Raw genomic sequence first — 26,917 nt, forward strand, 5'->3', positions numbered from 1 at the left:
TTTTACCGGCCGCCTGCTGTTGTAGGGACAGAGTGCGCGCTGATTCGCTAAGGCGTGATGATGCGCCATAGGAAACCGGTTTCACAAAATCATGAACAGTTGCAAAATCGATAACAAGATGGCAAATGCGGATATTTTTCAAACTGTGACTGGCATCACTTACTGGATTGATGCTTGTCGAGCGGCGTCTGAGGTTAAGTAGACTGCTCAGCTGACTGAGGGAAAAGGGAATAATTATGGCCACCATACTTGAGGTTGCGAAACGGGCAGGGGTATCAAAAGCCACGGTTTCCAGAGTGCTGTCGGGCAATGGCTATGTCAGTCAGGAGACGCGGGAAAAGGTGATGCAGGCGGTGGCCGAAACGGAGTTTCGTCCTAACCTGCTGGCGCGCAATCTGTCGGTGAAATCAACCCAGACCATAGGACTGGTGGTAACCAACACCCTCTACAGCGGCAACTACTTTTCCGAGCTGATGTCGCACTCCGCGCGCATGCTGGAACAGCAGGGCCGCCAGCTTATTCTGGCCGACGGCAAGCACAGCGCGGCGCAGGAGCGGGCGGCGATCGACTTTTTGCTCGACCTGCGCTGCGACGGCATCATCATCTATCCGCGCTTTCTAACCATCGACGAAATGGACGAGATCATCGCGCAGCACAAACAGCCGGTGCTGGTGGTAAACCGACGCCTGCGTCAGCACCACAGCTTCTGCATCTACGCCGATCAGAAGCGGATCAGCGCGATGGCGGTACAATCGCTTATCGATCTCGGCCATCGGGATATCGCCTTTATCACCGGCTCGCTCGATTCCCCGACCGGCCTTGAGCGCCTGGCCGGCTATAAAGCGGCGCTGGAAGAAAACGGCATCCCGCTGCGCGAGGCGCTTATCGCCCAGGGAAACTGGCATGCGGAGAGCGGTGCGCAGGCCACGTCTGCGCTGCTCGCCAGCGGCTCAGCCTTTAGCGCGCTGGTGGCCAGCAACGACGAGATGGCGATCGGTGCTATCAAAGCGCTGACCACGGCGCAGATTCCGGTGCCGACGCAGGTGTCGGTGCTGGGCTTTGACGATATTCCGCTCGCGCCCTTTACCGTGCCCGCGCTTTCCAGCGTCAAAATCCCCGTCACGCAAATGATTCAGGAGGCGATTGCGCGCCTGCTGGCGATGCTCGACGGCGGGTCCTGGCAGGACGCCGAGGCGTTCGCCGCCAGCCTGTCGCTGCGCGAATCGGTGATGCCCGGCCCCTTTGCGCGCTAGCGGACGCTGGCGGTAAGCCAGCTTTCCAGCTGCGTCAGCTCCTCATGCTGCGCGGGCCAGGCCGTTTTCAGCTGCGCCACCGCGGCGGCCAGTGTATCGGGACGATAGGCGACGCCCTGCAGCTGCGTCGCCAGCGCCTCCAGCGGCGCAGGATTCAGGCTATCGCTAAAAATCTGACAGCGGCTGATCATGCCGCGCTCGACGTCGAAATGGATCTCCACGCCGCCCCAGGCAAAGCGGGTATCGAGCAGGTGAGAGAAATCGGGCGACTGGCCGAAGTTCCACTCCCAGCTGCTCTGCCGCGCAAACTGATCGGCAAAGCCAGGCAGGTCGGGCAGCGCCTCCGGCGAAATGCGTTCCGGCTGGCAGCGCGCCTGATAGTAATCGAAAAAAGATTCGGTGACGGCGTCACAAATAGCGGTGTAATTTATGGCTGGCGCGATTTCCGTTAAATTCGCTACGCGCGAGCGCACCGAGGTGATGCCTTTGGTTCGCAGCTTTTTGATGTCCGGGTTGAGATAATCCGCCAGCCGCGACAGATCGGAATTGATTAAAAAAGTGCCATGATGGAAGCCGCGATCGGGGGTTTCATGATAGGCGGAGCCGGAAATTTTGCGCATCTCTTCACCGCGTCTGACCACGATATCGTTACGTCCCGACGCTTCGGCTTCAATCCCCAGCCTGCTCAGCGCGTGCAAAATGATGCCGGTCGAGACGCTCTTGTCATATTCCGGCTTGCCCGCCATAAAGGTAAAGCAGCAGTTGCCCAGGTCGTGAAACACCGCGCCGCCGCCGCTGCTGCGTCGCGCCAGCTTGATGCCGTCCTGCGCCATACGCCGCGTGTTGCACTCTTTCCAGGGATTTTGCGCCCGGCCGATGACCACGGTTTCGGCGTTGCGCCAGAGAAATAACACCTTCTGCGTGGCGGGCATCTGGCGGTAAATGCACTCCTCGACGGCGAGGTTAAACCAGGGATCGTTGGATTCCGAAAGCAGTAGGCGCAGCGTGGTCATCTCTTCTCCTGTGATCGTAAGCAAGGCGGGCGACAAGTTTAACGCGCTTTGCCGCCGTCAGCATGATGGCGCGTGCTCTGATTAAAGCGGCTTAAGGTTTCCCTAAAGTTAATACAGCATGCTGCCCGCTCCTGTTAACAGATGGACTGCAAGCATGTTTTTCCCACTCAATAAAAGACCGACGCTAAATCGGCTCTCTTTTCTGCTGCTGTTTTCGGTTTATATCGCGGTATTTCTCAACCTGGCCTTTTATCACCAGGTGATCGCCGCCATGCCGCTGGATAGTGTGCGCAACTGGCTGGTGTTTCTTTCGATGCCGCTGGTGGCGATGTCGGTGATTAATATCGTCGTGACCATCGCCTCTTTTATCTGGCTCGATCGCGCGGTGATCGCGCTGTTTATTCTGGTCTCCGCCGCCGCGCAATATTTCATCTGGAATTATGGGGTGATTATTGATCGGTCGATGCTGGTGAATATCCTCGACACCACGCCGTCAGAGAGTCTGGCGCTGATGACGCCGCAGCTGGTGGCGACGCTGCTGCTTTCCGGCGTCGTTATGGCGGCTTTGGCGTTCTGGGTGCGCGTTCGCACCACCAGGCCCTTCTGGAAAAGCGCGGTTTATCGCATTATCAGCGTGGCGGCGTCGGTGATCTGCATTCTGCTGGTGGCGTCGCTGTTCTACAAAGATTACGCCTCGCTGTTTCGCAATCAGAAAGAGCTGGTGAAGTCGCTCAGCCCGTCCAACTCCATTGCCGCCACCATCTCCTGGTATAAACACAACCGGGATATGAATTTGCCGCTGGTGAAAATCGGCGAAGACGCGCATCTGCAACCTGCGATGCAAACGGGCAAAAAGAATCTGACCATTTTAATCGTCGGCGAAACCTCGCGCGCCGCGGATTTCTCCCTTTCCGGCTACGATCGCGAAACCAATCCGCTGCTGAAAAAAGATAACGTCACCTATTTCCCGCATACCGCCTCCTGCGGCACGGCGACGGCGGTGTCGGTTCCCTGCATGTTTTCCGGTATGCCGCGCGTCCACTATGACGACGCGCTCGCCGGGCATCAGGAAGGGCTGCTGGATGTGATTCAGCGCGCCGGCATCAAGGTGTTGTGGAACGATAACGACGGCGGTTGCAAAGGCGCCTGCGATCGCGTGCCGCATCAGGATGTTTCCAGCCTGAACCTGGCGGGCATGTGCATTAAAGGCGAATGCTACGACGAAGTGCTGTTTCACGGGCTAGAGGCGTATATTCAGCAGCTGCAGGGTAACGGCGTGATCGTGCTGCATACCATCGGCAGCCACGGTCCGACGTATTACAATCGCTATCCGCCGCAGTTCCGCCGCTTTACGCCGACCTGCGACACCAATCAGATCCAGGACTGTTCGCAGCAGCAGTTGGTGAATACCTATGACAACACCTTGCTGTACGTCGATTTTATCGTCGACAAGGCGATTAAGCTGCTGCAGGCGCATCAGGACAGATTTACCACCAGCCTGGTCTATCTCTCCGATCATGGCGAATCGCTGGGCGAGAACGGCACCTATCTACACGGGATGCCTTATGCCATCGCGCCAGAGGTGCAGAAACATGTGCCGATGCTGATCTGGCTGTCGCCGGACTACCAGCAACGCTATGGGGTGAATAAAAGCTGTCTCGATAAACTGGCGGCGCAGGATGACTTTTCGCAGGATAATCTCTTCTCTACCATGCTGGGGCTGACCGGCACGGCGACTAACGTCTATAAAGCGGATGACGATATTCTGACTTCCTGCAGGAAAAGCTAATCGTGAAAGCCCTGCCAGTGCAGGGCTTTTTTTTGCTAGCGGCTGAGCGTCGCGCCACGGCTGTTGATCACGTCGCGATACCAGTAAAAGCTCTTTTTCCGGCTGCGCTTCAGCGTGCCGGAGCCGTCCTGATGACGGTCCACATAGATAAAACCATAGCGTTTCTCCATCTCCGCTTTTGAGGCGCTCACCAGATCGATCGGTCCCCAGTAGGTGTAGCCCATGATCTCTACGCCATCATTAAGCGCTTCCCAGACCTGCACCAGATGATCGTTGACGTAACGAATGCGGTAGTCGTCGTTGATCTGGCCGTCTGCATCAGGCTTTTCCCTGGCGCCAAGGCCGTTTTCAACGATAAGCAGCGGCTTCTGATAGCGATCCCATAAAATATTCAGCAGCGTGCGCAGCCCGACGGGATCGATCTGCCAGCCCCATTCCGAGCTGTCGAGATGGGGATTGGGCACCATATCGAGAATATTGCCGCGTAGCTTTTCAGCCTGACTGGCGTCGGCGGTGGCGCAGCCGGACATGTAATAGCTGAACGAGATGAAATCGACCGTATGGCTCAGGGCCTCGACGTCAGTCGGTTCGGTGTGCAGCATAATATGCTGCTCGCGAAAGTAGCGTTTGATATAGCCTGGATAGCGGCCGCGGCACTGTACGTCGCCGAAGAACAGCCAGCGTCGATTCTCCTGAAGTGCGGCGAACACATCATCAGGCTTGCAGGTCAGCGGATAGAGCAGACCGCCAAGCAGCATATTGCCGATGCGCGCATCCGGGATAAGCTCATGACAGGCTTTCACCGCCAGGCCGCTGGCAACCAGCTGATGATGTATAGCCTGATAAATCTCCGTCTGACTCGCGTCGCCCTGTAAACCCACGCCGGTTAGCGGCGCGTGCAGCGACATATTGATCTCATTAAAGGTCAGCCACAGCTTTACCTTGTTGCGATAGCGCGTAAAAACGGTACGCGCGTAGCGTTCGAAGAAGGTAATGAGCTGGCGATTAGCCCAGCCGCCATAGTTCTGCACCAGCCCCCAAGGCATCTCATAGTGCGACAGCGTCACCAGCGGCTGGATATTGTGACGCGCCAGCTCGTCAAACAGCTTATCGTACCAGGCCAGGCCCGCCTCGTTTGGCTGCTGTTCATCGCCCTGCGGAAACAGCCGCGCCCAGGCGATAGAGACACGCAGGCAGGTAAAGCCCATTTCCGCGAACAGCGAGATATCCTCGGGATAGCGATGATAAAAATCGATAGCGATATCTTTGATGTTGAAGTCGCCTGGCTGGCGTGCCACCACCGGCCCAAAAATGCCCTGAGGCAGCATGTCGGAAGTGGATAATCCTTTGCCGTCTTCGCGATACGCGCCTTCAGCCTGATTAGCGGCCAGCGCACCTCCCCATAGAAACTCCTGCGGAAATTCACTCTTCATGGACGTCTCCTTTTTATCACAGCGCTTAACCGGCGTCGGCGCGCTGCGGCTGTGGTAAGCCTGCAACCACTGTCAGCAGGCAGGCAAGAATCAGGGAAAAGGCGGCGCCGACGATCGCGCCCCAGACGGAGCTATCAATGCCGTTTGCGGGAATGATCTGCGCCAGCGTGAAAATACTCGCCAGCCCGAACGAGTAAGCCTGGCTATGGCTCAGCGCAACGATAGCGCCGCCAAGCGCACCGCCGACGCAGCCGAAAATAAAGGGGCGACGGCTGGGGAGCGTCACGCCGTAGACGGCGGGTTCGGTAATGCCGAATATCCCAGAGATAACGCTCGAGCCAGCCAGCGCTTTTAGTCGCGCGTCGCGCGTTTTCAGGAATACGCCAAGCGCGGCGCCGACCTGACCAAATACCGCGGGCAGCAAGATAACCAGCATCGGATCGTGCCCCAGCACCGCCATGTTGTTCATCATTAGCGGGATCAGCCCCCAGTGGACGCCAAAAATCACGCAGACCTGCCACACCGCGCCGAGCAGTCCGCCAGCCAGCCAGGGCGCGGCTTTGTAAACAAACTGGAAGCCGTCCGCCAGCAGCTGGCTAAGGGCGGTCGCCAGCGGGCCGATCGCCAGAAAAGTCAAAGGCACGGTCACCGCCAGACAGATGAGTGGCGTAAAGAAGCTTTTCACCGCCGAGGGCATGATCCTGTCGCACTGGCGCTCCAGCCAGCAGCAGAACCAGGCGGAGCAGATGACGGGGATTACCGACGAGGCATAGTTGATAAACACAATCGGCACCCCGAAGAAGGTCGCAGCTTCTCCCGTCGCCGCCGCCTGAAAAGCAGCCAGCATGGTGGGATGAACCAGCGCGCCGCCAATAACCAGGGTAACAAAAGGGTTGCCGCCGAACTTTTTACCGGCGGTATAGCCGAGCACCAGCGGCAAAAAGTAAAACAGCGCGTCGGCCGCAGCGAATAATATCCGCCAGGTTCCGCTGCTTTCCGTTAGCCATCCTGCCGCCTGGCAGAGGGCAAGCGCGCCTTTCAGAATACCGCAGGCCGCCATGACGCCGAGAAAGGGCGTGAATATGCCGGACACCACATCGATAAAAGCCGCCGCCAGCGCCTGCTTTTCTTGGTGTTGCGTTGGCGCGCCGCGCTTTACGTCGTTCAGGCCCGCTTCCCGACAGAGCGCTGCATACACTTCCTGCACATGACTGCCGATCACCACCTGAAACTGACCGCCGCTTTCGACCACCATAATGACCTCTGGATTGGCCTTCAGACTTTCAGCGTCCGCCTGCTGGCTGTCGTTGAGCTTAAAGCGCAGCCGTGTGGCGCAATGCACCAGACTACGAATATTCTCTTTGCCGCCGACCTGCCTGAGTATGTCCTGAGCGAGTGCCTGATATTTCATTTTTATACCCGCGTTGATTCAAGATTAATAAAGCGCAAAAAAAAACCTGAGAAGACTTATTACAGCACCGCTGCGATAAGTCTCTCAGGTTTTGCCTGTTGGAAGTAACAACCCCGAAACAGAAAGAAATTAACAGTCGACGGTAAAAGAGTCCAGCCTCATCACCAGTATTATTGTGATGTTGCTCAAGGAATTAAATTGCTACAGGGTAGCATGGATCCAGCTACCGCTTAATTTACCAAATCTATTAACGCGAAGATAAACTCAACTCAATCAGCTGCATGACTTTTACTTTTCATTCACATGAAGAGCATAATAAAAATAGAAAGCGCAATCCTGGATGCAGCATCACATTTAACAACAAGGCCATGACAAAACGGTTTGATTTGCTTTTCCCGGTGCTACCATAAAGCACGAATTACAGAGGGAAACCTTAATCAGGAAAATAATAATAGATAAGGTAAAAAATATTTATTTGGGGGAAGGTATGAAAATAGCGAAAATACTCAACAACAACGCCGTAATAGCGGTAAATGCGCAGCAGCGGGAAGTTGTGGTGATGGGCTGCGGCCTGGCGTATAAAAAGCGGCCGGGCGAGACGCTGGATGCGACGCGCATCGAGAAAGTCTTCTGTTTGCAAAGCGACGAGCTTAACAGTCGGCTGGGCGAACTGCTGCGACAAATCCCGCTTGAGGTGATGATCGCCTGCGATCGCATTATCGCGCGGGCGACGCAACAGTTGGGCGAGCTACATGAAAGCATTTATCTGACGCTGACCGATCATTGCCATTACGCCATTGAGCGCCAGAAGCAGGGGCTCAGCCTGAAAAATGCGCTGCTGTGGGAGATCCGTCGCTTCTATCCTCACGAATATGCGATGGGCGAAGAGGCGTGCGCGATTATCGCCCGTCGTTTGAATATTCAACTGTCGGAAGATGAGGCGGGGTTTATTGCCCTTCATTTGATCACGGCGCAGCTTAACAGCGCCATGCCGGAAGTGATGAAAATAACGCGCGTGATGCAGGATATACTGGATCTGGTAGAACAACAGCTCCAGATAAAATATATGCCAGACTCGCTAAGCTATCAGCGATTTATTACTCATCTGAAGTTTTTTGCCATGCGGATGCACGCGCAAAGAACTGAAGCCGAAGAAGATGACACGCTCTGCAATACGATAAAAAGTAATTACGCTACCGCATGGCGGTGCGCGAAAAAAATAGAAAATCTCCTGCAGCTGCATTATCACTATGACCTGGAAAGGGACGAACTGACCTATTTAACGCTCCATATCGAGCGCATAAGAAAGTGTATGACGACATCAACCGAAAGCGCGACAGAGAGCGATGCGCCACATCAGTGACAGCGTCACATTTTTCAGGTTCTGAACCAGATAGCTAAGTAGCTAATTACGCTTGCAGACGCGATCAGCATCGCCAGATATTCTTCGCGTTTAAAAAGCAGGGCAGATTTCATTTTTACTCTCCTCAGTAACTGAGTAGAGTTTTACATTTTACAGCTTAGAGAAACCTTAAGATAAAAAAGCGCTGCTGTCGCGCGTCACAGAAACGAGAGAAAAACCGGCCCTGAGGAGAGAGCCGGCAGAGAGAGTTAGCGGTTAGCCTTTAACGTACCTTTCAATCCGTGCGGTTCAGAACGCAGATACTGCGGTGGTGCAATCGCCTGCGCGCCCAGTTCGGCGGCAGCATGCCACGGCCAACGCGGATCGTAGAGCACGCCGCGCGCCAGCGCCACCAGATCGGCGGTGCCTTCCTGCAGCACCGCTTCGGCGTGTTTCGGCTCGGTAATCAGGCCGACGGCGATAACCGGAATATTCACCTCTTTGCGAATATCGCGCGCGAACGGCAACTGGTAGCCTGGTCCTACCGTAATTGACTGCTGAGGCGCAAGGCCGCCGCTCGAGACGTGAACGTAATCGCCGCCTGCGGCCTCAAATTCTTTACTGAATTCAATGGACTGCGCATTATCCCAGCCGCCCTCAACCCAGTCGGTTGCGGAAATACGCACGCCGATCGCGATATCATCAGAGACCGCCTCGCGCACCGCGCGGAAAATTTCCAGCGGAAAGCGCATGCGATTTTCCAGCGAACCGCCATATTCATCTTCACGGTGGTTGCTGAGCGACGACAGGAACTGATGCAGCAGATAGCCATGCGCAGCGTGCAGCTCAATGAGTTGAATGCCGAGTTTCTCCGCGCGCTTCGCGCTGTCGACAAACTTCTGTTTAACACGTGCGAGATCGTCGCGGCTCAGTTCCAGCGGCGGGCGATCCTCTTCATGGAAACCTTGCGCGGAAGGCGCGACCGTTTCCCAGCCGCCTTCTTCAAGCGTCAGCTGATGACCGCCTTCCCAGGGCGCGGCGCACGAGGCTTTGCGGCCAGCATGCCCCAGCTGAATGCCGACCGGAATCGGCGAATAGGCACGAATATCTTCCAGTACCGTGCGTAAAGCCACTTCGGTATCGTCGTCCCACAGGCCGAGGTCGCCCGGAGTAATGCGGCCAATCGGCTCAACCGCGGTGGCCTCGATAATCAGCAGGCCCGCGCCGGAAAGCGCCAGCTGCCCAAGATGGATGCGATGCCATGCGGTGGCTTTGCCTTCGCTCGCGGAGTATTGACACATCGGCGCAATAACAATGCGGTTTTCCAGTGCCAGCTTGCCAATATGCGTTGCGCTAAAGAGTTGACTCATGAATACCTCATTTCCTTGTAGTGACTGCCTCGAAACAGAAAGTGTAATCGACTACTGGCAGATCATCGGCTTAATGCAAAAAAATAGCATAAAGAGAGCGGGTAAGAGTTTACCGTTATGGCTGCGAAGAGAGGCAACTGGCGCCGCTTCAGCGAAGTGGCGATTAAACGACCTTTTTCCGTATAAAAGTTAAACATCGCAAAAACGATCGCGCTACGCGAATTCTGGCGGCAAAGCAGGGGAAGAGTGCTGCAAAATTTACGTAGCGCTGCCATTTTGCCGTTTAAAAAACATCCATTTGCCTGTATGTGACTTTATATAATGCCCATTATACAAAGTCAGCGATCTGGAGGATCCTTTTTGCTACCGGGATCGATAGTGGACGCCAGACGCAACGCGCCCGGCGTCCGCTTTGGTTACGCCGTTGTTTTACGGTTAGTAAGCAGCGCTTTCACCGTTTCGGCCGCGCGCTTGCCCGCCAGGAAAGCGTGATCCGAATTGTAATACTCCCATTCGCTGTAACGTCCGGAAAGATGAATGCCCTGCGCTGCCAGCCAGCTGCGGATCAGTTCGACGTTCGCTTTGCGCTGATGATCGTAAACCACATAGGCATACGGCATATCCACCTCATTGGCGGTGACGATAACGTCATCCTCGCGAATAATGCCGACGCGAATACAGTCATCAATGCAGCGCTGGATCAGCGCCTCGCCTTCATACGGCAGCGGCTGATCGGCGCGATAAGTGATTTCGCAGGTCAAACCAAAACCGCCTGGCGGGTTGCATTCCGGGCTGGCATTGCCCTGCAGGAAAATACGGTGGAACAGCGTATCGCCAGGATAGTAGATCCAGTGCTTGTCGCTGAGGTTGGCGCGTCCGATGCCGAGGTTAACGCAGCGCACCGACACGTGACGCAGCAGCGAGGCAGCTTGCTGCACTGCCTGCGGCGCGCGGTTGCCCATCAGGCGCACCAGCTCGGGTAGCGGCAGAGTGCTGATCATCTGATCGTAGTGATAGTGACGACCATCCTTAAGGATTACGCTGCGGCTTTGCGGCTGGATGTCGGCTATCTCTGCATCCGTTTCCAGTACGCAGCTAAGATGCGGCAGGAAGCCATTCATCAGCGACTGAAAACCGCCGCGTTTCGGGTAGCCAAAGCGGGCATTCGGGCCGACCGGTTTATCCAGCGGCGCTAGCGCGCCAGAGATGATCTGCTGAAGATCGGGCAGCGGAACGCGCCCGCCGAGCCAGGAGGTTTCCATATCGGCAAGCGGGGTTTTCCACAGTTTTCGGTTGTAGGGAACGGCAAAGTGATGCGCGATGCCGCGTCCCCAGGTGCGAAAGATAAAGCGCTCGAAATCCTCGTTCATCTCTTCTGCGCCGGCGGATTCAGTTGCTTCGCTACCTAGTACGCCGTCGGCGCAGCAGTCGCGGCAGTCGGTATTAGCCGCCGGACGTACCGCGCTAAGCGGCGCCGCCTCCTGCGTTCCCGTGACACCGTAACGTGCCTCAATGGCGCCCAGCACGCATTCGCCAATTACCTCTGCCGGCAGCCCATGCAGCGCCGACTGGAAAGGATAACGAGTGAAGACGTCATGGCTGTAAACCCAGGCTTCGCGGTTTTGCCAGTGCAGGTTATCGCCCAGCAGTTTGTCGTAAAGCTGAAGCACGTAGGGATCGTTGGAGAACATAATGTGGCCCGCATAGTCGAAGGTAAATCCCTTATCTGCGATAGAGCGGCACCAGCCGCCAGGCGTCTCGTTTTTCTCCAGCACCACCGCGCCTTCGCCGTAGTGGTAGCCCGCGCTCAGGCCAGTCGGCCCGGCGCCCAGGATCAGACACTCCACCGGGCGCAGCGTTACCGCGCGCACGCCGTCGGTAGTTTCCGGTACTTTCGCGGCGACAACCGGCTGCACCACGTTATCGCGCAGGCTAGCGATATGCGCCTGCATCTGTTCCGCAGTACGATCCCACGACGTTTCGGCGATGATCGCCGCCATCTGCGCTGCCTGCTGGCTCCGCGCCTCCTCGCTCAGCCCCAGCGCGGCTTCGCAGGCGAGGATAAAGCCCTGCGGCGTGTCGGCGATACTGACGATATCGCTGTAATGACGCACTACATCCGGCACGGCGGTGCTGACGATCGGCAGCTGCGCCGCCATATACTCCAGCACTTTGGTCGGACTGATAAAACGCGTTGAGGCGTTCAGCGCGAACGGCATCAGACAGACGTCCCATCCGGCCAGAAAATGAGGCAGCGCTTCATAGGGCTGCTGGCCGAACCAGTGCAGATTGGGCCGCTGCGGCAGGCTGAGCGGATCGATCTTCACTACCGGGCCGACCATGGCGATGTGCCAGTCGGGATGCGCATCGGCGAGGGCGGCGACCAGCGCGATATCCATACGCTCGTCAATCACGCCGTAGTAGCCCAGTATCGGGCCAGGCAGATTTTCCTGCAGCGGGTGGCCGTTGCTGCGATCGAGCGCCTGCTCGAAATGCGCGGCGTCAACGCTGCTGGCAAAACAGTGCACGTTCTGGTGGCGATGCTTTTTCGCTTCATACAGGCTGGTGCCGCCGGTAAAGACCACGTCGACGCGACTCAGCAGCGCGGACTCGCGCTGCTGCAGCTGGCGCGGCGCCATATTGAAGGCGGAAAGCTCATCCATGCAGTCATAGATAATGGCGCTGGGATTGAAGCAGGCCAGCAGCGGCAGCGCCATCGGCGTATAGAACCACACCAGCGGCTGCTCATCGCTATCCAGCAGCGTGGCGAGCAGGGGCTGCAGCACGGCGATCTGGCTGTCATGGAAGCCCGGCGCCGCGACGTCAGTATGCGGCTCAATAACGGTAACGTTAGGCGCGGGCGACTGCTGTCGTAAACCCGCCTCGCCGGGCTGATAAACCGGCTCCTCAATGAACAGCACGCGATGGTGCTGGGCAAGACGCGACAGTAAATGCTGTGGCCGTTGAAAGACGAAACCCCAGCGAAGATGACTAAATACCACCAAAACGGACTGTTTCATAGAGGACTCCTGTGGCTCGCCGGCCGGCGACAAAAGCGCGTGAAACCGGTGCAGCGAACGTTGTGATTGCCGCAACGCTGCGGCGGTAGGCTGGTGCAGCTGACGCGTAAAATCAGGGGCGACATCCCACAGACCGCTGCGCGGCCAGTGATGAGGATCTTCCCAGAGAGGGCTTTCTATAATGGGGTAAATGCAGACGCCCAGGATTTCGCAGCCGTCCAGCTGCGCCTGCGCAATCTGCGCGGTGATATAGCTCATCCAGGCGGGACGACCGCTGCCGACATGGCTGGTTTCCGCCAGCAGTATCGGACGCTGATAGCGCTGCGCTAAATTCAGCAGCAGCTTATGGAGCGGCTTTCTTCGCCCGTCGCCCAGGTGCCACGCCAGCCGCTGATTGGAATTGGCCTCCCATTGATTGGCGTGATAGTAGTTGGCGCCGATGATATCGAGATAGCGCGGCGCGCCGCCCAGCTCCGGGTTGCGTATGCCGGCCAGCATATCCCAGGCCTGAAACTGCGCGTCGTTCAACTCGGCGGTGAGCTGATAGCAGGCTTCGCTCTCTTCATCGGGAACCAGGTGAATAATAGGATCGCAATGAAGAAAGCGCGCCCGGGGATCGGCCAGCCAGATGGCGTCGCAGCCCGCGAGGGTCGCGCGCACCAGCTGGCGCTTGATATCGTCAGGATCCGCCTCGCGGTGGTTGCCGAACAGACCGACCGACAGGCCCCAGCTAAGAAAAGAGATCTCATTCATCGGCGAATAGATCGGCGCACGACGATACCAGGGCGCCAGGAAAGCGGCGACGCGCTGGCAAAAAGCGGCGAAGCGCGGGACAAAGTTGTCTGAAAAAAGATCGACGTCGTCGGGCCAGCCGTAGTGGCAGAAGGTCCAGTTAATCTGAATGCCCAGCTCCTGCGCCGCCTCCATTTTGGCCCGCAGCGTGGCGAACGTCCGTTCCGGATCCTCTTCCGCCTGGCGCCAGCCGATGCTCTCGCGCACGGTACGGATGCCAAAATGCTGTAAAGCGAGATAGTCGCTGTAAAACCGCGTTTGATGTCCCGTTAACGCATCCATCACCAGGCGCTGGCCTGCCGTATTGATATGGTCGGCGCCTTCGTACCCGGCCTGCCAGAAGCTAGAAAAAGGCAACATCGTCTCCTCCTGTAAAAATCAGGATTAAAAAGGGCCTATGCTATTGCGCGCGCGGAATGCTCCCCGGCATAGCAATCAGGTTGGAAAAGCTATAGAGAACAACGTTGCTGTCGTGAATTCCGTGTCCGGAAAAGAAGACGGTGCGCGACCGGCCGGGCCTGGCCGCAGTAAAAGCGTTATCCCGCACGCAGAGAAAAGGGGGTAGAGATTATTAGTTTCAGTGAGCAATCACTGTTGATCGAAGTATAACTCTGCCTGGTTTTCTCACAAGTATTTGAAGCCAAACAAAAAAAGCCAAGCGGCAAATCGGCGGGTCAGCGGAGGGAATAAACGCTGAATAACTTTATGAGAACAGAGGTCCTGCGCGCGGACACCTGCGCCGCGCCGGCGCTGCGTCCTCCACTGCGGTTTAGCGCCAGCCGCGCGCAGAGCGCGCAGCCTTTAAACGACCGCCTGACACTGGCGACAAAAATGGCTGTCGCTGCTGCCGAGAACGCGACGCAGGAAGTCCTGCGTGCGCGCTTCCTGAGGCTGCAGCAGAATTTGCTGCGCCGGTCCCTGTTCGACAATCTGCCCGCTGTGCAGAAAGCAGACGCGATCGGCCACTTCGCGGGCGAACTGCATCTCATGCGTGACGACAATCATCGTCATCCCTTCCTGCGCCAGGTTGCGCATCACCTGCAAGACTTCGCCGACCAGTTCAGGATCGAGCGCGGATGTCGGCTCGTCGAACAGTATTGCTTTCGGCTGCAGCGCCAGCGTGCGCGCAATGGCTACGCGCTGCTGCTGGCCGCCGGAGAGCTGCCCCGGCCAGGCGTTGATCTTGTCCGCCAGCCCTACCAGCGCCAGCAGGGATTTGGCGCGTTTTTCCGCCTGAGCGCGCGACTCGCCGTTGACGTGAACAGGGCCTTCCATCACATTTTCCAGCACGCTGCGGTGCGGGAAAAGGTTGAAGCGCTGAAACACCATGCCGATCTGGCGACGCAGATCGTTAATGCTCATATGGCGGTTATCGACCCGTCGATCCAGCACGCGGATCTCGCCGCCTTCATAGCTTTCCAGCCCGTTAATGCAGCGCAAAATGGTCGATTTGCCAGAGCCGGACGGGCCAATCAGGCAGACCACCTCGCCAGCGTTTACGGAAAAACTGACGCCTTTCAATACCTCGACGCGGCCGAATTTTTTGTGGACTTCGTCAATCTCGATCATCTCAGGCTCCTTTAATCTGGCGTTTTTCCAGCCGTTTGGTCAGCGCCATCAGCGGCATGCACAGCAGCAGATAGAGTACCGCCACCAGCGTATAAACCGTGGTGTTGTCAAAAGTCGACGCGGCGATCAGCTGACCTTGTCGGGTCATCTCCGTAACGGCGATGGTGGAGGCGAGGGCGGAATCTTTCAGCATCATCACCAGCGTATTGCTGTAGGGCGGCAGCGCGACGTGAAACGCCTGCGGCAGGATCACGCGACGCATCGCTTTGGCAAAGCCCATGCCCATTGAGCGCGCCGCTTCAAACTGACCGCGATCGACCGACTCGATGCCGGCGCGAAATATCTCGGCGATATAGGTGGAAAAGCAAAAAGCGATGCCAATGACGCTGGCCTGAAAAGAGGTCAGGGTGATGCCAATATCGGGGAAAACAAAGTAGATATAAAACAGCACCACAATCATCGGCAGGCCGCGGGTAATATTAATCACCGTCGCTACCGGCCAGGAAATAATTTTCCACGGGCACATCTTTGCGGCGGCAAATATTAATCCCAGCGGCGTGCTAATCACCAGCGACAATAGCGTGATAGAGATCGTCATTTCAGCCCCTTTTAGCAAAAAGGGCAGATACGTATGAATGCTGCTCCAGTCCATCTTAGGCTCCTGAACGTGCTGCGTAACGGGGTTTGGGGCAACGGCAATTCATTATAATGAATATCTTTACCCGCCACACGCTGTCAATAAATACCGGTTCTCGCGAGATAGCGAATTGTTATTACCGCGATAAGAAACAGCTATAGATAGGCGAAATGATTAAAGCAACGGCTTTTTCAGCAATGTGTGAGGTGCGGCGTTTTCGCAAAATAAAACGTTGACAGCGGCAGCATAAATTTCATTATAGTGAAAAAGACGTTCGCCCTTTCGCTACTGAACCAGGAGTGAGTTATGTCTGTCGCCCGTAAAATAAGCCTGCTGAATATCTCCATAGCCTTGAGCATCGCCGCAGTAGTCAGCGTTAACGCCCAGGCCGCCGCGTTAACGGCAGGGTCGCCGCCCTCCAGCGCGCCTACCACCTTCCTGAATACCCAGAGCGGAAAAATTGAAGGCTTTATGCCGGACGTCGCGGCGGAAGTGGCCAGGCGTCAGCATCTGGAAGTCAATTTTACCGCCGTGCCGTTCTCAACGCTGATTCAGTCGGTTATCGCCGGGAAAATCGATATGATCGTCGCCGGTATGACGCCGACGCCGGAACGCGCGAAGCGAATCGGTTTCTCGCAGCCGGTCACCGCTTTCGGCGCAGGGCTGGTGGTACGCGACGACAACGCTAAAAAATATGACTCCTGGCAGGATTTGAAAGGCGACGTGGTGGGCACCATGGCGGGCACCGACTACACGCAAAGCCTGATGCAGAGCGGCATCGCCAAAGAGGTGAAGGTCTATGACAGCCCCGCGGACATGACGCGCGATCTTTCGCTGGGCCGCATCGCGGCGGGCATGAACGACTATCCCATACTGAAAGCGCAGGCTAAAGCGGGCGGGCTGAAAGGCATGCACGTTGTAGAGGGCTATAAGCCGGAACATGTTTCGCCCATGGCGTTCGGCGTGAAAAAAGGCAACGACAAGCTGCTGGCGGAGATCGACAGCGCTCTGACCGCTATGAAACAGGACGGCACGCTTCAGACCATCAAAGATAAATGGGGCATGCCCTGATTTAACCCAGGTCGGCGAACAGGCGCGACGGCAAACAAGAGCATGAGATGAAAAACGCATCGCAACACAAGGCGGAACCCGGCGCCGCTGAAACGGATATCGGCTCGCGGCTGAAAAGCCTGCGCAAGGCGCGCAATCTGACCATTACCGAGCTGGCGCTGCTGGCCAACGTTTCCGCCGGCGCTATCAGCCAGATTGAACGCAACCTGACGAATCCCACCGTACGGGTGCTGGAACAGCTGCGGCTGGTGCTAAAAGTGCCGCTGACGGCGTTTCTGGAGGAGAGCGCCGCCTCGCTGCGCGGCGCCGAGCATTACGTCCGCCGAGGCGCGGAGCGGCCGCGCTTCAACGTCGGCAAGCGCGGCATCGCCAAAGAGATGCTGTCGCCGTCGGGCGACCACGATATGCAGTTCATGGTCATCGACATTCCGCCAGGCGTCCGCTCCGACGAAATGCTGATCGGTCAGGGCGAAAAGGCGGGGCTGGTGGTTGAAGGCGAACTGACGCTGGAGATCAATGGCGATACCGCGCGCCTGATGACCGGCGACAGTTTTCAGTTTAAAAGCCATCTGCCGCACAACATTTTCAACCATACCGAGAGCGATGCCAGAGTGTTGTGGATCATGCATATCCCGCCTGAAAAGCATCTCTGAATGCCCTGAACTTAAAAGGTTTCTCTATGCGCATAAAAATCAATGCTGTGACAGACAGCCCGACATTTCCCGAGCAGGTCGATGTGGTGGTGATCGGCGGCGGCATTATCGGCACTTCCGTCGCCTACGAGCTGGCGAAGCAGGGCGTTGCGGTGGCGCTGTTCGAGAAAGGCGTGATTGGCGGCGAGCAGTCCGGGCGCAACTGGGGCTGGGTGCGGCAGCAGAACCGCGACCTCTACGAGCTGCCGCTGGCGATGCGCAGCCTGCAGAGATGGGAGGAGCTGGGAGGCGAAATCGGCCTGGATCTCGGCTTTCGCCGCAGCGGCATCCTTTACGGCACGCAAAACGAAGCAGACGTGGCGCGCTGGGAAAAGTGGGGCAAACAGGCGAAGCAGCTCGGTTTCGTCAGCCATCTGCTGTCGCCGAAAGAAGCGCATGAGCGGCTGGGCGACCAGGCGCGCTGGGTTGGCGGCATCTGGTCGCCGACCGACGGGCGCGCCGAGCCGTCGCTGGCGGCGCCTGCTATCGCCGTCGGCGCGCAAAAGCTGGGCGCCTCCGTTCATCAACGCTGCGCGGTGCGCGGGCTGGATATTAGCGCGGGCCGCGTCTCCGGCGTCTGGACCGAGCGCGGCCGCGTGCGCGCCAGCCAGGTGATCTGCTGCGGCGGCGCATGGAGCTCGCGCTTCTGCAAGCAGTACGGCATCGATCTGCCCAGCGCCAATATTCTCGGCACCGCGTTTAAAACTACGGCGGCGCCGGAGGTAATTCAGGGCTGTCTTAGCATGCCGGAGCTCTGTATCCGCCGCCGGCTGGACGGCAGCTACACCGTGGCGATCCCTGGCCGCGGCCAGCTCGATCTCGCGCCGCAGAATATCCGCTATGCGACGAAGTTCTACCCTATGTACCGCAGCAAGATCGCCAAAAAGCTCAAGCTCCGGCTGAACGGCTCATTTTTTAACGGGCCGGAGGCGGCGGGGCGCTGGTCGAATGACGCGGTGTCGCCGTTCGAGAAGATTCGCGTACTGGATCCTGAGCCCGATCGGCAGATTCTTAATGAAGCGCTGGGTATTCTGGTGAGGGCGTTTCCTGCGCTGGAAGGAATTAAAATCGATCACGCCTGGGGCGGCTGGATTGATACCACGCCGGATCTGGTGCCGGTTATCGATGAGATGCCGCGCGTGCCCGGTCTGTTTATCGCCTCAGGCTTCAGCGGGCATGGTTTCGGCATCGGCCCTGGCGCGGGCCTGCTCTGCGCGCAGCTGATGACAAATCGGCAGCTCTTTACCGATATCGCGCCGTACCGCCTGACGCGTTTCGACAAAGGCAATGCCATCCGCGAGCCGCAGATGATGTAACGGCAAAAGCCCGCCGAAGCGGGCTTAAGCGCGTTACGCGCGTCGCGGTTCGCCGCGTACCGGCGTCTCGCCAGCGACAAAGTAGCTTGCCGTCGAGGCGGGAAGCGGCTGGCGACCACGAATGTTATCGGCGATTTTTTCGCCGATCATAATGGTGGTCGCATTCAGGTTGCCGGTGATGATCAGCGGCATAATCGACGCATCGACGACGCGCAGCCCCTGCATGCCACGTACGCGGCCTTCGCCATCCACCACCGCCATCTCATCGCTGCCCATTTTGCAGGTGCCGCAAGGATGGTAGGCCGTCTCCGCGTGGTTGCGCACGAACTCATCCAGCTGCTCGTCGGTCTCGCACTCTACGCCGGGACTGATTTCGCGTCCGCGGAACTTGTCCAGCGCCGGCTGGTTAATAATCTGGCGCGTGATACGTATCGCGTCGCGGAACTCATGCCAGTCCTGCTCGCTTGCCATATAGTTGAACAGGATTGCGGGATGGCGGCGCGGATCGCGCGACTTAATGCGCACATGGCCGCGGCTCGGCGAACGCATTGAGCCGACATGACACTGGAAGCCGTGCGCGTTGACCGCGTTCGATCCGTTGTAGTTAATCGCCACCGGCAGGAAGTGATACTGAATATTCGGCCAGGCGAACTCTTCACGGCTGCGGATAAAGCCGCCCGCTTCGAAGTGGTTGCTGGCGCCGATGCCGGTGCCGTTGAACATCCACTCCGCGCCGATTTTCGGCTGGTTCCACCACTTCAGCGCAGGGTAGAGCGATACCGGCTCTTTGCACTCGTACTGCAGATACATCTCCAGGTGGTCCTGAAGGTTCTCGCCGACGCCGGGCAGATCGTGTACCACGGGAATATCGAACGACTTCAGCAGGCTGGCGGCGCCGACGCCGGAGCGCTGCAAAATCTGCGGCGAGGCGATGGCGCCCGCGCAGAGCAGCACCTCGCGCCGCGCATGCACCTTGTGCGAGGTATTGCTCGCGCCCAGCAGATACTGCACGCCGACGGCGCGCTTGCCGTCGAACAGGATGCGATCGGTGGTCGCATGGGTAACGATCTTCAGGTTCGGGCGGTTTTTCGCCTGATCGAGGTAGCCGCGCGCGGTGCTGGAGCGGCGCCCCTGCGGCGTCACGGTACGATCCATCGGGCCGAAGCCCTCCTGCTGATAGCCGTTGAGATCCTCGGTGCGCGGATAGCCCGCCTCGACGCCCGCGTCGATCATCGCGGCGAACAGCGGGTTGTTGCCCGCCTTCGGCGTCGCCACGCAGACCGGACCGTCGCCGCCGTGATAATCATTCGGCCCGATATCGCGCGTTTCCGCTTTGCGGTAGTAGGGCAGACAGTTCTGATAGCGCCAGGACTCCAGCCCCGGCGCTTCCGCCCAGCCGTCGAGATCCATCGCGTTGGCGCGGATGTAGCACATGCCGTTGATCAGCGATGAGCCGCCCAGGCCTTTGCCGCGTCCGCACTCCATGCGGCGATTGTTCATATGCGGTTCCGGCTCGGTCTCGTAAGCCCAGTTGTAGCGTTTTCCCTGCAAAGGAAAGGCAAGCGCCGCAGGCATCTGCGTGCGAAAATCTATACGGTAATCTGGGCCGCCCGCTTCCAGCAGCAGAACGTTGACGTCGCTATCTTCGGTCAGTCGGGCAGCCAAAACGTTCCCTGCGGATCCGGCTCCGATAATGATGTAATCAAATTCCATTAGTCGCTCCTCAGGTTTCTTCATTAATCAAAATACAGACTGAAAACGGTCCAGCTCGACCTGCACGGATTTCACCTGGGTGTAATTCTGCAGAGTCATCAGGCCGTTCTCGCGGCCGACGCCGGAGTGCTTATAGCCGCCGACCGGCATCTCTGCGGCGGATTCGCCCCAGGTGTTGATCCAGCAGATACCCGCTTCAATCTGGTGAATAACGCGGTGCGCGCGATTGAGATCCTGCGTGACCAGACCTGCCGCCAGGCCGTACTCGGTGGCGTTGGCGCGACGCACCACTTCCTCTTCGCTCTGATAGGTCAAAATCGACATCACCGGTCCGAAGATCTCTTCGCGCACGATGGTCATCTCATCGCTGCAGTCGGTAAAGACGGTAGGTTCGACCCAGGCGCCGGCGTCAAAGCCTGCGCCCGTCATCCGCTTGCCGCCGCACAGCAGGCGCGCGCCTTCTACAACGCCGCGCTCGATGTAGCGCATCACGTTGTCGCGATGACCAAAGCTCACCAGCGGGCCGAAGTTCGTCGCGGGATCGTTGAGGTCGCCGGCGCGAATGCGGGCGACGCGCGCCAAAATTTTCTCTTCAAACGCCGCTTTCAGGCTGGCTGGAACAAAGACGCGCGTGCCGTTGGTGCAGACCTGTCCGGAACTATAGAAATTGGCCATCATGGCGATATCGGCGGCGAGATCGAGATCCGCATCGTCGAAGACTATCAGCGGCGACTTGCCGCCCAGCTCCATGGTGACCTCTTTCAGGGTCGATCCCGCTGCGTTAGCCATCACTTTTTTGCCGCTGGCGACGCCGCCGGTGAAAGAGACTTTATCGATGCCGGGATGCTCGGTGAGCAGCTGACCGGTCACCGCGCCGCTGCCCGGCAGCACGTTGAACACGCCGTCCGGCACGCCCGCTTCGCTGTAGATTTCCGCCAGCTTCAGGGCGGTAAGCGGAGTCACTTCGCTCGGCTTAAAGATCATTGCGTTGCCGGCTGCCAGCGCCGGCGCGGATTTCCACAGGGCGATCTGAATCGGGTAGTTCCACGCGCCGATACCCGCCACCACGCCGAGCGGTTCGCGACGCGTATAGACGAAAGCCGTATCGCGCAGCGGGATCTGCTGGCCCTCCAGCGACGGGACCAGGCCCGCGTAGTACTCCAGCACATCCGCGCCGGTAACGATATCCACGCTGGCGGTTTCGCTCAGCGGCTTGCCGGTGTCCAGGGTCTCCAGCGCGGCCAGCTCGTCGTTGCGCTCGCGCAGGATATCCACCGCGCGACGCAGAATGCGCGAGCGCTGCATCGCGGTCATCGCCGCCCAGACCTTCTGGCCTTTGCGCGCGGCGGCTACGGCGCGGTCGACGTCGTCGCGGCCAGCCTCATGCACCTTCGCCAGCACTTCGCCGTTGGCGGGATTGATGGTGTCAAAGGTGTCGCCAGCCGCTGCCGGGACGTAAGCGCCATCAATATAGAGGTGCTGCTCTGCGAATCGGGACATGGTTCCTCCTTATCAGGAATGGGTGTTGCCAGCTAACTGCTGGCGAATGAACTGGGTCGTCAGCGAGCGAGCCAGCTGAAAATCAAAGGGCTTGCCGCCCAGCGCCGCGCGCAGCCAGAGGCCGTCGATCAGCGCCGCCAGCCCATAAGCGGCGGTGCGCGCCGCCTCGCGCGGCAGCTCGCGACGGAACTCTGCGGCCAGCGACGAGAAGAGGCGGCTGCTGCTGACGCGCTCCAGCCGGTTGAGCTGAGGCTGATGCATGCTGCTCGACCAGAAGTCGAGCCACGCCTTCATCGCCGCCTTATGCAGCTGGCTTTCGTCGAAGTTGCCTTCGACGATGGCGCAGAGGCGCGCTTCGGTGCTGCCGCCGGCTAACGGCCGGAGCCTGACCGCCACTGCGTCGCGCAGCTGCCGCGTCACGTCGCGCATGGTGGCTTCCAGCAGGCCGTTCTTGTCTTTGAAGTAGTGGCTGATGATGCCGGTCGAGACGCCCGCGCGCCGCGCAATCTGCGCGATGGTGGCGTCGTTGATCCCGACTTCGTTAATGGTTTCCAGAGTGGCATCAATCAGCTGCCGACGTCGTATCGGCTGCATTCCTACTTTTGGCATGACAAGCGCTCCGCCCTAAACAAGTCCACTATTAGAACTTTTATTGATTGAACGTTCAATATAAAAAAGAAAGTTGTTAGGATACTGTGCCTTGATTGTTGCAAAGCGCAGCGTACAACTCATCGCTTTACCGCTACGCTTAAAGGTCAGGAGGAGAAGAATAAAGGAGACGCGTTTACACGCGGAGGACAATATAACCTGTTGAATTTATTATAAACCAGAGGTAACTGATGATTAATCCACCTGCAAGTGAAAAGGACAGAATCAATCCCGTGGTGTTCTACGCCTCGGCCGGACTGATTCTGACATTTTCACTGGTGACGATACTCTACAGCGATCAGGCTGCGGCATGGATTCAGGCGGCAGTGAACTGGGTATCGTCTACGTTCGGCTGGTATTACATGCTGGCCGCGACGCTTTACATCGTATTTGTGCTGTTTATGGCCTGTTCGCGCTTTGGCGCGATTAAGCTTGGACCGGAGCAGTCCAAGCCGGAGTTCAGCCTGCTGAGCTGGTCGGCAATGCTGTTCGCCGCCGGTATCGGCATCGACCTGATGTTTTTCTCGGTGGCGGAGCCGGTCACGCAGTATATGCAGCCGCCGGAAGGCGCGGGGCAGACGCTGGAAGCGGCGCGGCAGGCGATGGTCTGGACGCTGTTCCATTATGGTCTGACTGGCTGGTCGATGTATGCGCTGATGGGCATCGCGCTGGGCTACTTCAGCTATCGCTACAACCTGCCGCTGACCATCCGCTCGGCGCTCTATCCCATCTTTGGTAAACGCATTAACGGCCCCATCGGCCATACCGTCGATATTGCGGCGGTGGTCGGCACCATTTTCGGCATCGCCACCACGCTCGGCATCGGCGTAGTGCAGCTGAACTACGGACTGAACGTACTGTTCGATATCCCTGAAGGGCTGGCGGCGCAGACCGCGCTGATCGTGCTCTCGGTGGTTATCGCCACCATTTCGGTGACCTCCGGCGTCGACAAAGGCATTCGTATTCTTTCCGAGCTGAACGTGGCGCTGGCGCTTGGCCTGATCCTGTTCGTGCTCTTTTTCGGCAAAACCGATTTCCTGCTTAACGCGCTGGTGCTTAACGTCGGCGACTATATCAACCGCTTTATGGGCATGACGCTCAATACCTTCGCCTTTGATCGTCCCACGCAGTGGATGAACAGCTGGACGCTCTTTTTCTGGGCCTGGTGGGTCGCCTGGTCGCCGTTCGTCGGTCTGTTCCTGGCGCGTATTTCGCGCGGCCGCACCATTCGCGAGTTCGTGCTGGGCACGCTGATTATTCCGTTTACCTTCACGCTGCTCTGGCTGTCGGTGTTCGGCAACGCCGCGCTCTACGAGATTATTCACGGCAATACCGGCTTTGCGCAGGAGGTGATGGCGCATGCGGAACGCGGCTTCTATCTGCTGCTGGAGCAGTATCCCGCCTTTAAGCTGAGCGCTTCAGTGGCGACCATTACCGGTATGCTGTTCTACGTGACGTCGGCGGATTCCGGCTCGCTGGTGCTGGGCAACTTCACATCGAAGCTGAAGGACATTAACAGCGACGCGCCAAACTGGCTGCGCATCTTCTGGTCGGTGGCGATCGGCGTGCTGACGCTGAGTATGCTGATGACCAACGGCATCTCCGCGCTGCAAAACACCACGGTGATTATGGGCCTGCCGTTCAGCTTCGTGATCTTCTTCGTGATGGCGGGGCTCTATAAATCCCTGAAGGTGGAAGATTACCGTCGCGCCAGCGCCAGCCGCGATACCGCGCCCTATCTGGCGACCAGCAATGACCGGCTGAGCTGGAAAAAACGTTTGTCGCGGCTGATGAACTACCCTGGCTCGCGCTATACCCAGCAGATGATGGAGAGCGTGATCTTTCCGGCGATGCAGGAAGTGGCGAAAGAGCTGGAGCTGCGCGGCGGTCGCGTGACCCTGGAGCGGCTGGAAGCGGAAGAGAGCGCACTGGGCTATATCGATTTGCGCGTCAACCTGGGCGAAGAGCAGGATTTCGTCTATCAGGTGTGGCCGCAGCAGTATTCCGTGCCGGGCTTTACCTATCGCGCGCGCAGCGGCAAATCGACCTACTACCGGCTGGAAACCTTTCTGCTGGAGGGGAGCCAAGGCAACGATCTGATGGACTACAGCAAAGAGCAGGTGATTATCGACATTCTCGATCAGTACGAGCGTCACCTGAACTTTATCCATCTGCATCGTGAGGCGCCGGGCAACAATATTACCTTCCCAAGCGTCTAATATCGAAACGGGCCAGCCAGGCTGGCCCGCTATTAGTTGCCCAGCCGATCGCTGCGCCAGCGGTCATAGTAGATATGCTCCGCCTGGAAATCCGCCGCGCCCGCCTTGCCGGTCAGCCGCAGCGCCAGCTGCAGCGCGAAGTCAAAAGCGACGCCCAGCCCTCTGCCGCTGAGCAGATTGCCATCCTCTACCACGTCCGCCATCACATACTCGCCATCCTCGTAGTGCATCCAGAGTTCTCCCGAGCAGGTATAGCGGCGTCCTTTCAGCAGACCGTTGCCCGCCAGCACGCGCGCCGCCGCAGAGCAGACAGGCGCAATGATCTTCTCCGCCTCGTCGTGGCGGCGGATAAAGGCGCTCACCGCTGGGCTCGCGGCCAGATTCATCGTGCCCTCCGGGCCACCGGGAATAATGACCGCATCGAACAGCTCGTGCTGGGTCTCTTCCAGCAAACGATCCGCCAGCGTCACCACGCCGTGATAGCTGACAACCTGATTGTGCGGATGGCAGGCGACGGTAGTTACCACGACGCCCAGCCGGCTCAGAATATCGAAGGTGATAAAGGCTTCCGCTTCTTCGAAGCCCGGCGCCAGCAGTAGGGCAGCTTTCTTTGACATCGTCTCTCCTTGCATCTGTCATCTGGACTGTGAATATAAATTAAAACGGCGTTTCATTTATATCCTGGTTAGCCCGTAATTGACAGCCGACAGGGAGAGATCGGGCAGCGAGATGCGCTATTTACCGCGCTCGCTATAAAGCACGCCGCCGCGCGCCTTATCGCTGGCTTTGGTCTCGACGATCGACACTACCACGCGATCGCGCTCTACGCCGAAGCTCTCTACCACCGCCTCGGTGATCTTCACCATCAGGGTTTTCTTCTGCTCGGCAGAGCGGCCTTCTACCGCATACACCACAATCTCAGGCATTCTTTTCTCCTCTTTCTTTGATAATGTGCTCCGCCGCGATCGGTCGCGTTTCGCCGGTTTCCACCAGCGTACGGGTAGCCTCCGGTGAACCATAAATCCACATAATTTTCATCGTCTCGGTGGCGGAAGCATTTCTGAACCGATGCGGCACGCCTGCGGGAATAAAGGTGACATCCAGCGGCCGAAGATCGAACGCTTCGCCGTCGATATCGAAAATGGCATGTCCCTCCACCAGCAGCACGCTCTCTTCACAGTTATGAAAGTGAAAAGGGATTTTGGCGCCGCCGGCAAACTCAGTGTAGCCGGTAATGAAGGCGCTGGCGCCCATGCCCGCCGTCACCAGCGGCGTAGTGCGCGCGCCGCCGCCGCGCTCGTGTGGCTGAATATCGGCCGGGTGGAGCAGCCGGGAACCGGATGCGGTATGCGTCATGCGTTCTCTCCTTGTCGGGTAAGCCTGAGTCAGTCTTGCAGCGGATGCAGCTTCAGCGGATCAACGCGTCCCTGAAGCATCCTTTCCGCCGCAGGAAAATTAGTGATCACCACGTCCGCGATAGTGAGGCTATAGAGGTTGAACAGGCCGCTTTGATCGTAGCGGCGGCTGTCCGCCAGCAGTACCGTGCGGCGCGACGCCGTAGCCAGCGCGCGATACCAGCGCTGACGATGCTCATCATGATGCCAGACGCCGCGCTCGCTCCAGCTCATCGGCGACAGATAAAGCAGCTCGAAGCTCAGTGAGCCGAGCGACTCCAGCGCCAGCGACTTATAGCAGCTATGGTCGCTGCGACTGAGTTCGCCGCCAATAAAAAAAAGCTGCGCGGGCGTGTCACGCAGGATATCGCCCGCGATCAGGAAGTCGTTGGTCACCGCCGTCATCTCCGCCGTCCAGGGGATCTGCTGCGCCAGCTGGCGACACAGCGCGCCGCTATCGAGGAAAATAACGCGACTCTCTTTAAGATAGCTCAGCGCCGCGCGCAGCAGCGAACGGCTCTCTGCCACGCCCTCGCGGCTGCGCGCGACGGAGGCGATTGACTTGACCCCGCCGCGCACGGCGATCAGCGCACCGGAGGCAGAAAGCTCGGCGACGTCCCGGCGAATGGTCATCACCGAAACGCGCAGCCGATCCGCCAGCGCTGCAAGGCTAAGGCAGGATTCGTCGGCCAGCGCGTCGAGAATATGTTGATGTCGTTCTGCCGGGATCATGGC

General features: G+C 58.3%; 20 protein-coding genes and 1 pseudogene. 7 read left to right on the forward strand and 14 right to left on the reverse strand.

Features of this window, described 5'->3' with window-relative positions:
- The first annotated feature begins 236 nt into the window (after window positions 1–236).
- Window positions 237–1,253 carry a LacI family DNA-binding transcriptional regulator gene (locus PVE98_RS21335; RefSeq protein WP_096074302.1) on the forward strand — a complete coding sequence of 339 codons (1,017 nt, stop codon included), beginning with the start codon at window positions 237–239 and terminating at the stop codon, window positions 1,251–1,253.
- On the opposite strand, the gene PVE98_RS21340 is transcribed toward PVE98_RS21335, so the two are convergent.
- A complete protein-coding gene (locus PVE98_RS21340; protein ID WP_096074301.1) occupies window positions 1,250–2,266 on the reverse strand; it encodes a lipoate--protein ligase A in 1,017 nt (338 codons plus the stop codon). The genes PVE98_RS21335 and PVE98_RS21340 overlap by 4 nt on opposite strands.
- 154 nt (window positions 2,267–2,420) lie before the next feature.
- Between PVE98_RS21340 and eptA the strand changes: the two genes are divergently transcribed.
- A complete protein-coding gene (gene eptA, locus PVE98_RS21345) occupies window positions 2,421–4,055 on the forward strand; it encodes a phosphoethanolamine transferase EptA (protein WP_096074300.1) in 1,635 nt (544 codons plus the stop codon).
- Window positions 4,056–4,090: 35 nt separating this feature from the next.
- Here eptA and ascB read toward each other — a convergent pair whose 3' ends face one another.
- Together ascB and PVE98_RS21355 are read right to left on the reverse strand one after the other, a co-directional pair.
- Window positions 4,091–5,488, reverse strand: a complete 1,398-nt coding sequence (gene ascB / locus PVE98_RS21350) for a 6-phospho-beta-glucosidase (RefSeq protein ID WP_096074299.1) — start codon at window positions 5,486–5,488, stop codon at window positions 4,091–4,093.
- 34 nt (window positions 5,489–5,522) lie between these two features.
- Window positions 5,523–6,899 (reverse strand): annotated as a pseudogene (locus tag PVE98_RS21355) (PTS transporter subunit EIIC); the annotation flags it as partial.
- Between the two features lie 487 nt (window positions 6,900–7,386).
- Between PVE98_RS21355 and licT the strand changes: the two are divergent.
- Entirely contained in the window at window positions 7,387–8,262 is an 876-nt protein-coding gene (licT, locus tag PVE98_RS21360; protein WP_096074297.1) for a BglG family transcription antiterminator LicT, read from the forward strand.
- Between the two features lie 248 nt (window positions 8,263–8,510).
- On the opposite strand, the gene PVE98_RS21365 is transcribed toward licT, so the two are convergent.
- The 4 genes from PVE98_RS21365 to PVE98_RS21380 all read right to left on the reverse strand — a co-directional run bounded on the left by PVE98_RS21365 (window position 8,511) and on the right by PVE98_RS21380 (window position 15,644).
- On the reverse strand, window positions 8,511–9,611 hold the full coding sequence (locus tag PVE98_RS21365) for an NADH:flavin oxidoreductase/NADH oxidase (RefSeq protein ID WP_096074296.1): 1,101 nt from the start codon (window positions 9,609–9,611) through the stop codon (window positions 8,511–8,513).
- Between the two features lie 416 nt (window positions 9,612–10,027).
- On the reverse strand, window positions 10,028–13,783 hold the full coding sequence (locus PVE98_RS21370; protein WP_407568602.1) for an NAD(P)-binding protein: 3,756 nt from the start codon (window positions 13,781–13,783) through the stop codon (window positions 10,028–10,030).
- A 441-nt stretch (window positions 13,784–14,224) separates the two neighbouring features.
- The gene (locus PVE98_RS21375; protein ID WP_096074295.1) at window positions 14,225–14,992 is read right to left on the reverse strand and encodes an amino acid ABC transporter ATP-binding protein; all 768 of its coding nucleotides are present in this window, start codon (window positions 14,990–14,992) and stop codon (window positions 14,225–14,227) included.
- 1 nt (window position 14,993) lies between these two features.
- Window positions 14,994–15,644, reverse strand: a complete 651-nt coding sequence (locus tag PVE98_RS21380; RefSeq protein ID WP_033748787.1) for an amino acid ABC transporter permease — start codon at window positions 15,642–15,644, stop codon at window positions 14,994–14,996.
- Between the two features lie 291 nt (window positions 15,645–15,935).
- On the opposite strand from PVE98_RS21380, the gene PVE98_RS21385 reads away from it, so the two are divergent.
- The 3 genes from PVE98_RS21385 to PVE98_RS21395 are packed head-to-tail and all read left to right on the forward strand — an operon-like array spanning window position 15,936 to window position 18,708.
- Window positions 15,936–16,700, forward strand: coding sequence for an ABC transporter substrate-binding protein (locus PVE98_RS21385; RefSeq protein WP_051905577.1), 765 nt, complete (start codon window positions 15,936–15,938; stop codon window positions 16,698–16,700).
- Window positions 16,701–16,747: 47 nt separating this feature from the next.
- A complete protein-coding gene (locus PVE98_RS21390) occupies window positions 16,748–17,353 on the forward strand; it encodes a cupin domain-containing protein (protein WP_033748790.1) in 606 nt (201 codons plus the stop codon).
- A 26-nt stretch (window positions 17,354–17,379) separates the two neighbouring features.
- The gene (locus PVE98_RS21395; RefSeq protein WP_096074294.1) at window positions 17,380–18,708 is read left to right on the forward strand and encodes an FAD-binding oxidoreductase; all 1,329 of its coding nucleotides are present in this window, start codon (window positions 17,380–17,382) and stop codon (window positions 18,706–18,708) included.
- A gap of 33 nt (window positions 18,709–18,741) precedes the next feature.
- Here PVE98_RS21395 and betA read toward each other — a convergent pair whose 3' ends face one another.
- From betA to betI, 3 genes are read right to left on the reverse strand one after another with little or no spacing between them, the layout of a single operon-like run.
- Entirely contained in the window at window positions 18,742–20,421 is a 1,680-nt protein-coding gene (gene betA / locus PVE98_RS21400) for a choline dehydrogenase (RefSeq protein ID WP_096074293.1), read from the reverse strand.
- A gap of 27 nt (window positions 20,422–20,448) precedes the next feature.
- Window positions 20,449–21,921, reverse strand: coding sequence for a betaine-aldehyde dehydrogenase (gene betB / locus PVE98_RS21405; protein WP_313621279.1), 1,473 nt, complete (start codon window positions 21,919–21,921; stop codon window positions 20,449–20,451).
- Window positions 21,922–21,933: 12 nt separating this feature from the next.
- Entirely contained in the window at window positions 21,934–22,530 is a 597-nt protein-coding gene (betI, locus tag PVE98_RS21410; RefSeq protein ID WP_333620427.1) for a transcriptional regulator BetI, read from the reverse strand.
- Between the two features lie 230 nt (window positions 22,531–22,760).
- On the opposite strand from betI, the gene PVE98_RS21415 reads away from it, so the two are divergent.
- Window positions 22,761–24,788, forward strand: a complete 2,028-nt coding sequence (locus tag PVE98_RS21415; protein WP_033748797.1) for a choline transporter — start codon at window positions 22,761–22,763, stop codon at window positions 24,786–24,788.
- Window positions 24,789–24,820: 32 nt separating this feature from the next.
- Here the strand turns inward: PVE98_RS21415 and PVE98_RS21420 are convergent, their stop codons facing one another.
- The 4 genes from PVE98_RS21420 to PVE98_RS21435 all read right to left on the reverse strand — a co-directional run bounded on the left by PVE98_RS21420 (window position 24,821) and on the right by PVE98_RS21435 (window position 26,914).
- Window positions 24,821–25,405 (reverse strand): DJ-1/PfpI family protein, encoded by a 585-nt coding sequence (locus PVE98_RS21420; protein ID WP_333620428.1) that lies wholly within the window; start codon window positions 25,403–25,405, stop codon window positions 24,821–24,823.
- A 117-nt stretch (window positions 25,406–25,522) separates the two neighbouring features.
- Entirely contained in the window at window positions 25,523–25,714 is a 192-nt protein-coding gene (locus tag PVE98_RS21425; protein ID WP_033748802.1) for a tautomerase family protein, read from the reverse strand.
- Window positions 25,707–26,144 (reverse strand): cupin domain-containing protein, encoded by a 438-nt coding sequence (locus PVE98_RS21430; protein WP_033748804.1) that lies wholly within the window; start codon window positions 26,142–26,144, stop codon window positions 25,707–25,709. The genes PVE98_RS21425 and PVE98_RS21430 overlap by 8 nt, the downstream gene beginning before the upstream one ends.
- Before the next feature lie 29 nt (window positions 26,145–26,173).
- Window positions 26,174–26,914 carry a DeoR/GlpR family DNA-binding transcription regulator gene (locus PVE98_RS21435; protein ID WP_096074290.1) on the reverse strand — a complete coding sequence of 247 codons (741 nt, stop codon included), beginning with the start codon at window positions 26,912–26,914 and terminating at the stop codon, window positions 26,174–26,176.
- Window positions 26,915–26,917: the final 3 nt, after the last annotated feature.

It is taken from the genome of Pantoea sp. GABEPS69 (assembly GCF_045780835.1).
Taxonomy (GTDB): Bacteria; Pseudomonadota; Gammaproteobacteria; order Enterobacterales; family Enterobacteriaceae; genus Pantoea; species Pantoea septica.

Coding starts and splice junctions, on each gene's coding strand:
- eptA (WP_096074300.1), top strand. CDS start 2,421: ATGTTTTTCCCACTCAATAAAAGACCGACGCTAAATCGGCTCTCTTTT.
- PVE98_RS21415 (WP_033748797.1), top strand. CDS start 22,761: ATGATTAATCCACCTGCAAGTGAAAAGGACAGAATCAATCCCGTGGTG.
- PVE98_RS21380 (WP_033748787.1), bottom strand. CDS start 15,644: ATGGACTGGAGCAGCATTCATACGTATCTGCCCTTTTTGCTAAAAGGG.
- PVE98_RS21395 (WP_096074294.1), top strand. CDS start 17,380: ATGCGCATAAAAATCAATGCTGTGACAGACAGCCCGACATTTCCCGAG.
- betB (WP_313621279.1), bottom strand. CDS start 21,921: ATGTCCCGATTCGCAGAGCAGCACCTCTATATTGATGGCGCTTACGTC.
- PVE98_RS21365 (WP_096074296.1), bottom strand. CDS start 9,611: ATGAGTCAACTCTTTAGCGCAACGCATATTGGCAAGCTGGCACTGGAA.
- PVE98_RS21425 (WP_033748802.1), bottom strand. CDS start 25,714: ATGCCTGAGATTGTGGTGTATGCGGTAGAAGGCCGCTCTGCCGAGCAG.
- ascB (WP_096074299.1), bottom strand. CDS start 5,488: ATGAAGAGTGAATTTCCGCAGGAGTTTCTATGGGGAGGTGCGCTGGCC.
- PVE98_RS21340 (WP_096074301.1), bottom strand. CDS start 2,266: ATGACCACGCTGCGCCTACTGCTTTCGGAATCCAACGATCCCTGGTTT.
- PVE98_RS21420 (WP_333620428.1), bottom strand. CDS start 25,405: ATGTCAAAGAAAGCTGCCCTACTGCTGGCGCCGGGCTTCGAAGAAGCG.
- licT (WP_096074297.1), top strand. CDS start 7,387: ATGAAAATAGCGAAAATACTCAACAACAACGCCGTAATAGCGGTAAAT.
- PVE98_RS21385 (WP_051905577.1), top strand. CDS start 15,936: ATGTCTGTCGCCCGTAAAATAAGCCTGCTGAATATCTCCATAGCCTTG.
- betA (WP_096074293.1), bottom strand. CDS start 20,421: ATGGAATTTGATTACATCATTATCGGAGCCGGATCCGCAGGGAACGTT.
- PVE98_RS21390 (WP_033748790.1), top strand. CDS start 16,748: ATGAAAAACGCATCGCAACACAAGGCGGAACCCGGCGCCGCTGAAACG.
- PVE98_RS21430 (WP_033748804.1), bottom strand. CDS start 26,144: ATGACGCATACCGCATCCGGTTCCCGGCTGCTCCACCCGGCCGATATT.
- PVE98_RS21375 (WP_096074295.1), bottom strand. CDS start 14,992: ATGATCGAGATTGACGAAGTCCACAAAAAATTCGGCCGCGTCGAGGTA.
- PVE98_RS21370 (WP_407568602.1), bottom strand. CDS start 13,783: ATGTTGCCTTTTTCTAGCTTCTGGCAGGCCGGGTACGAAGGCGCCGAC.
- PVE98_RS21335 (WP_096074302.1), top strand. CDS start 237: ATGGCCACCATACTTGAGGTTGCGAAACGGGCAGGGGTATCAAAAGCC.
- betI (WP_333620427.1), bottom strand. CDS start 22,530: ATGCCAAAAGTAGGAATGCAGCCGATACGACGTCGGCAGCTGATTGAT.
- PVE98_RS21435 (WP_096074290.1), bottom strand. CDS start 26,914: ATGATCCCGGCAGAACGACATCAACATATTCTCGACGCGCTGGCCGAC.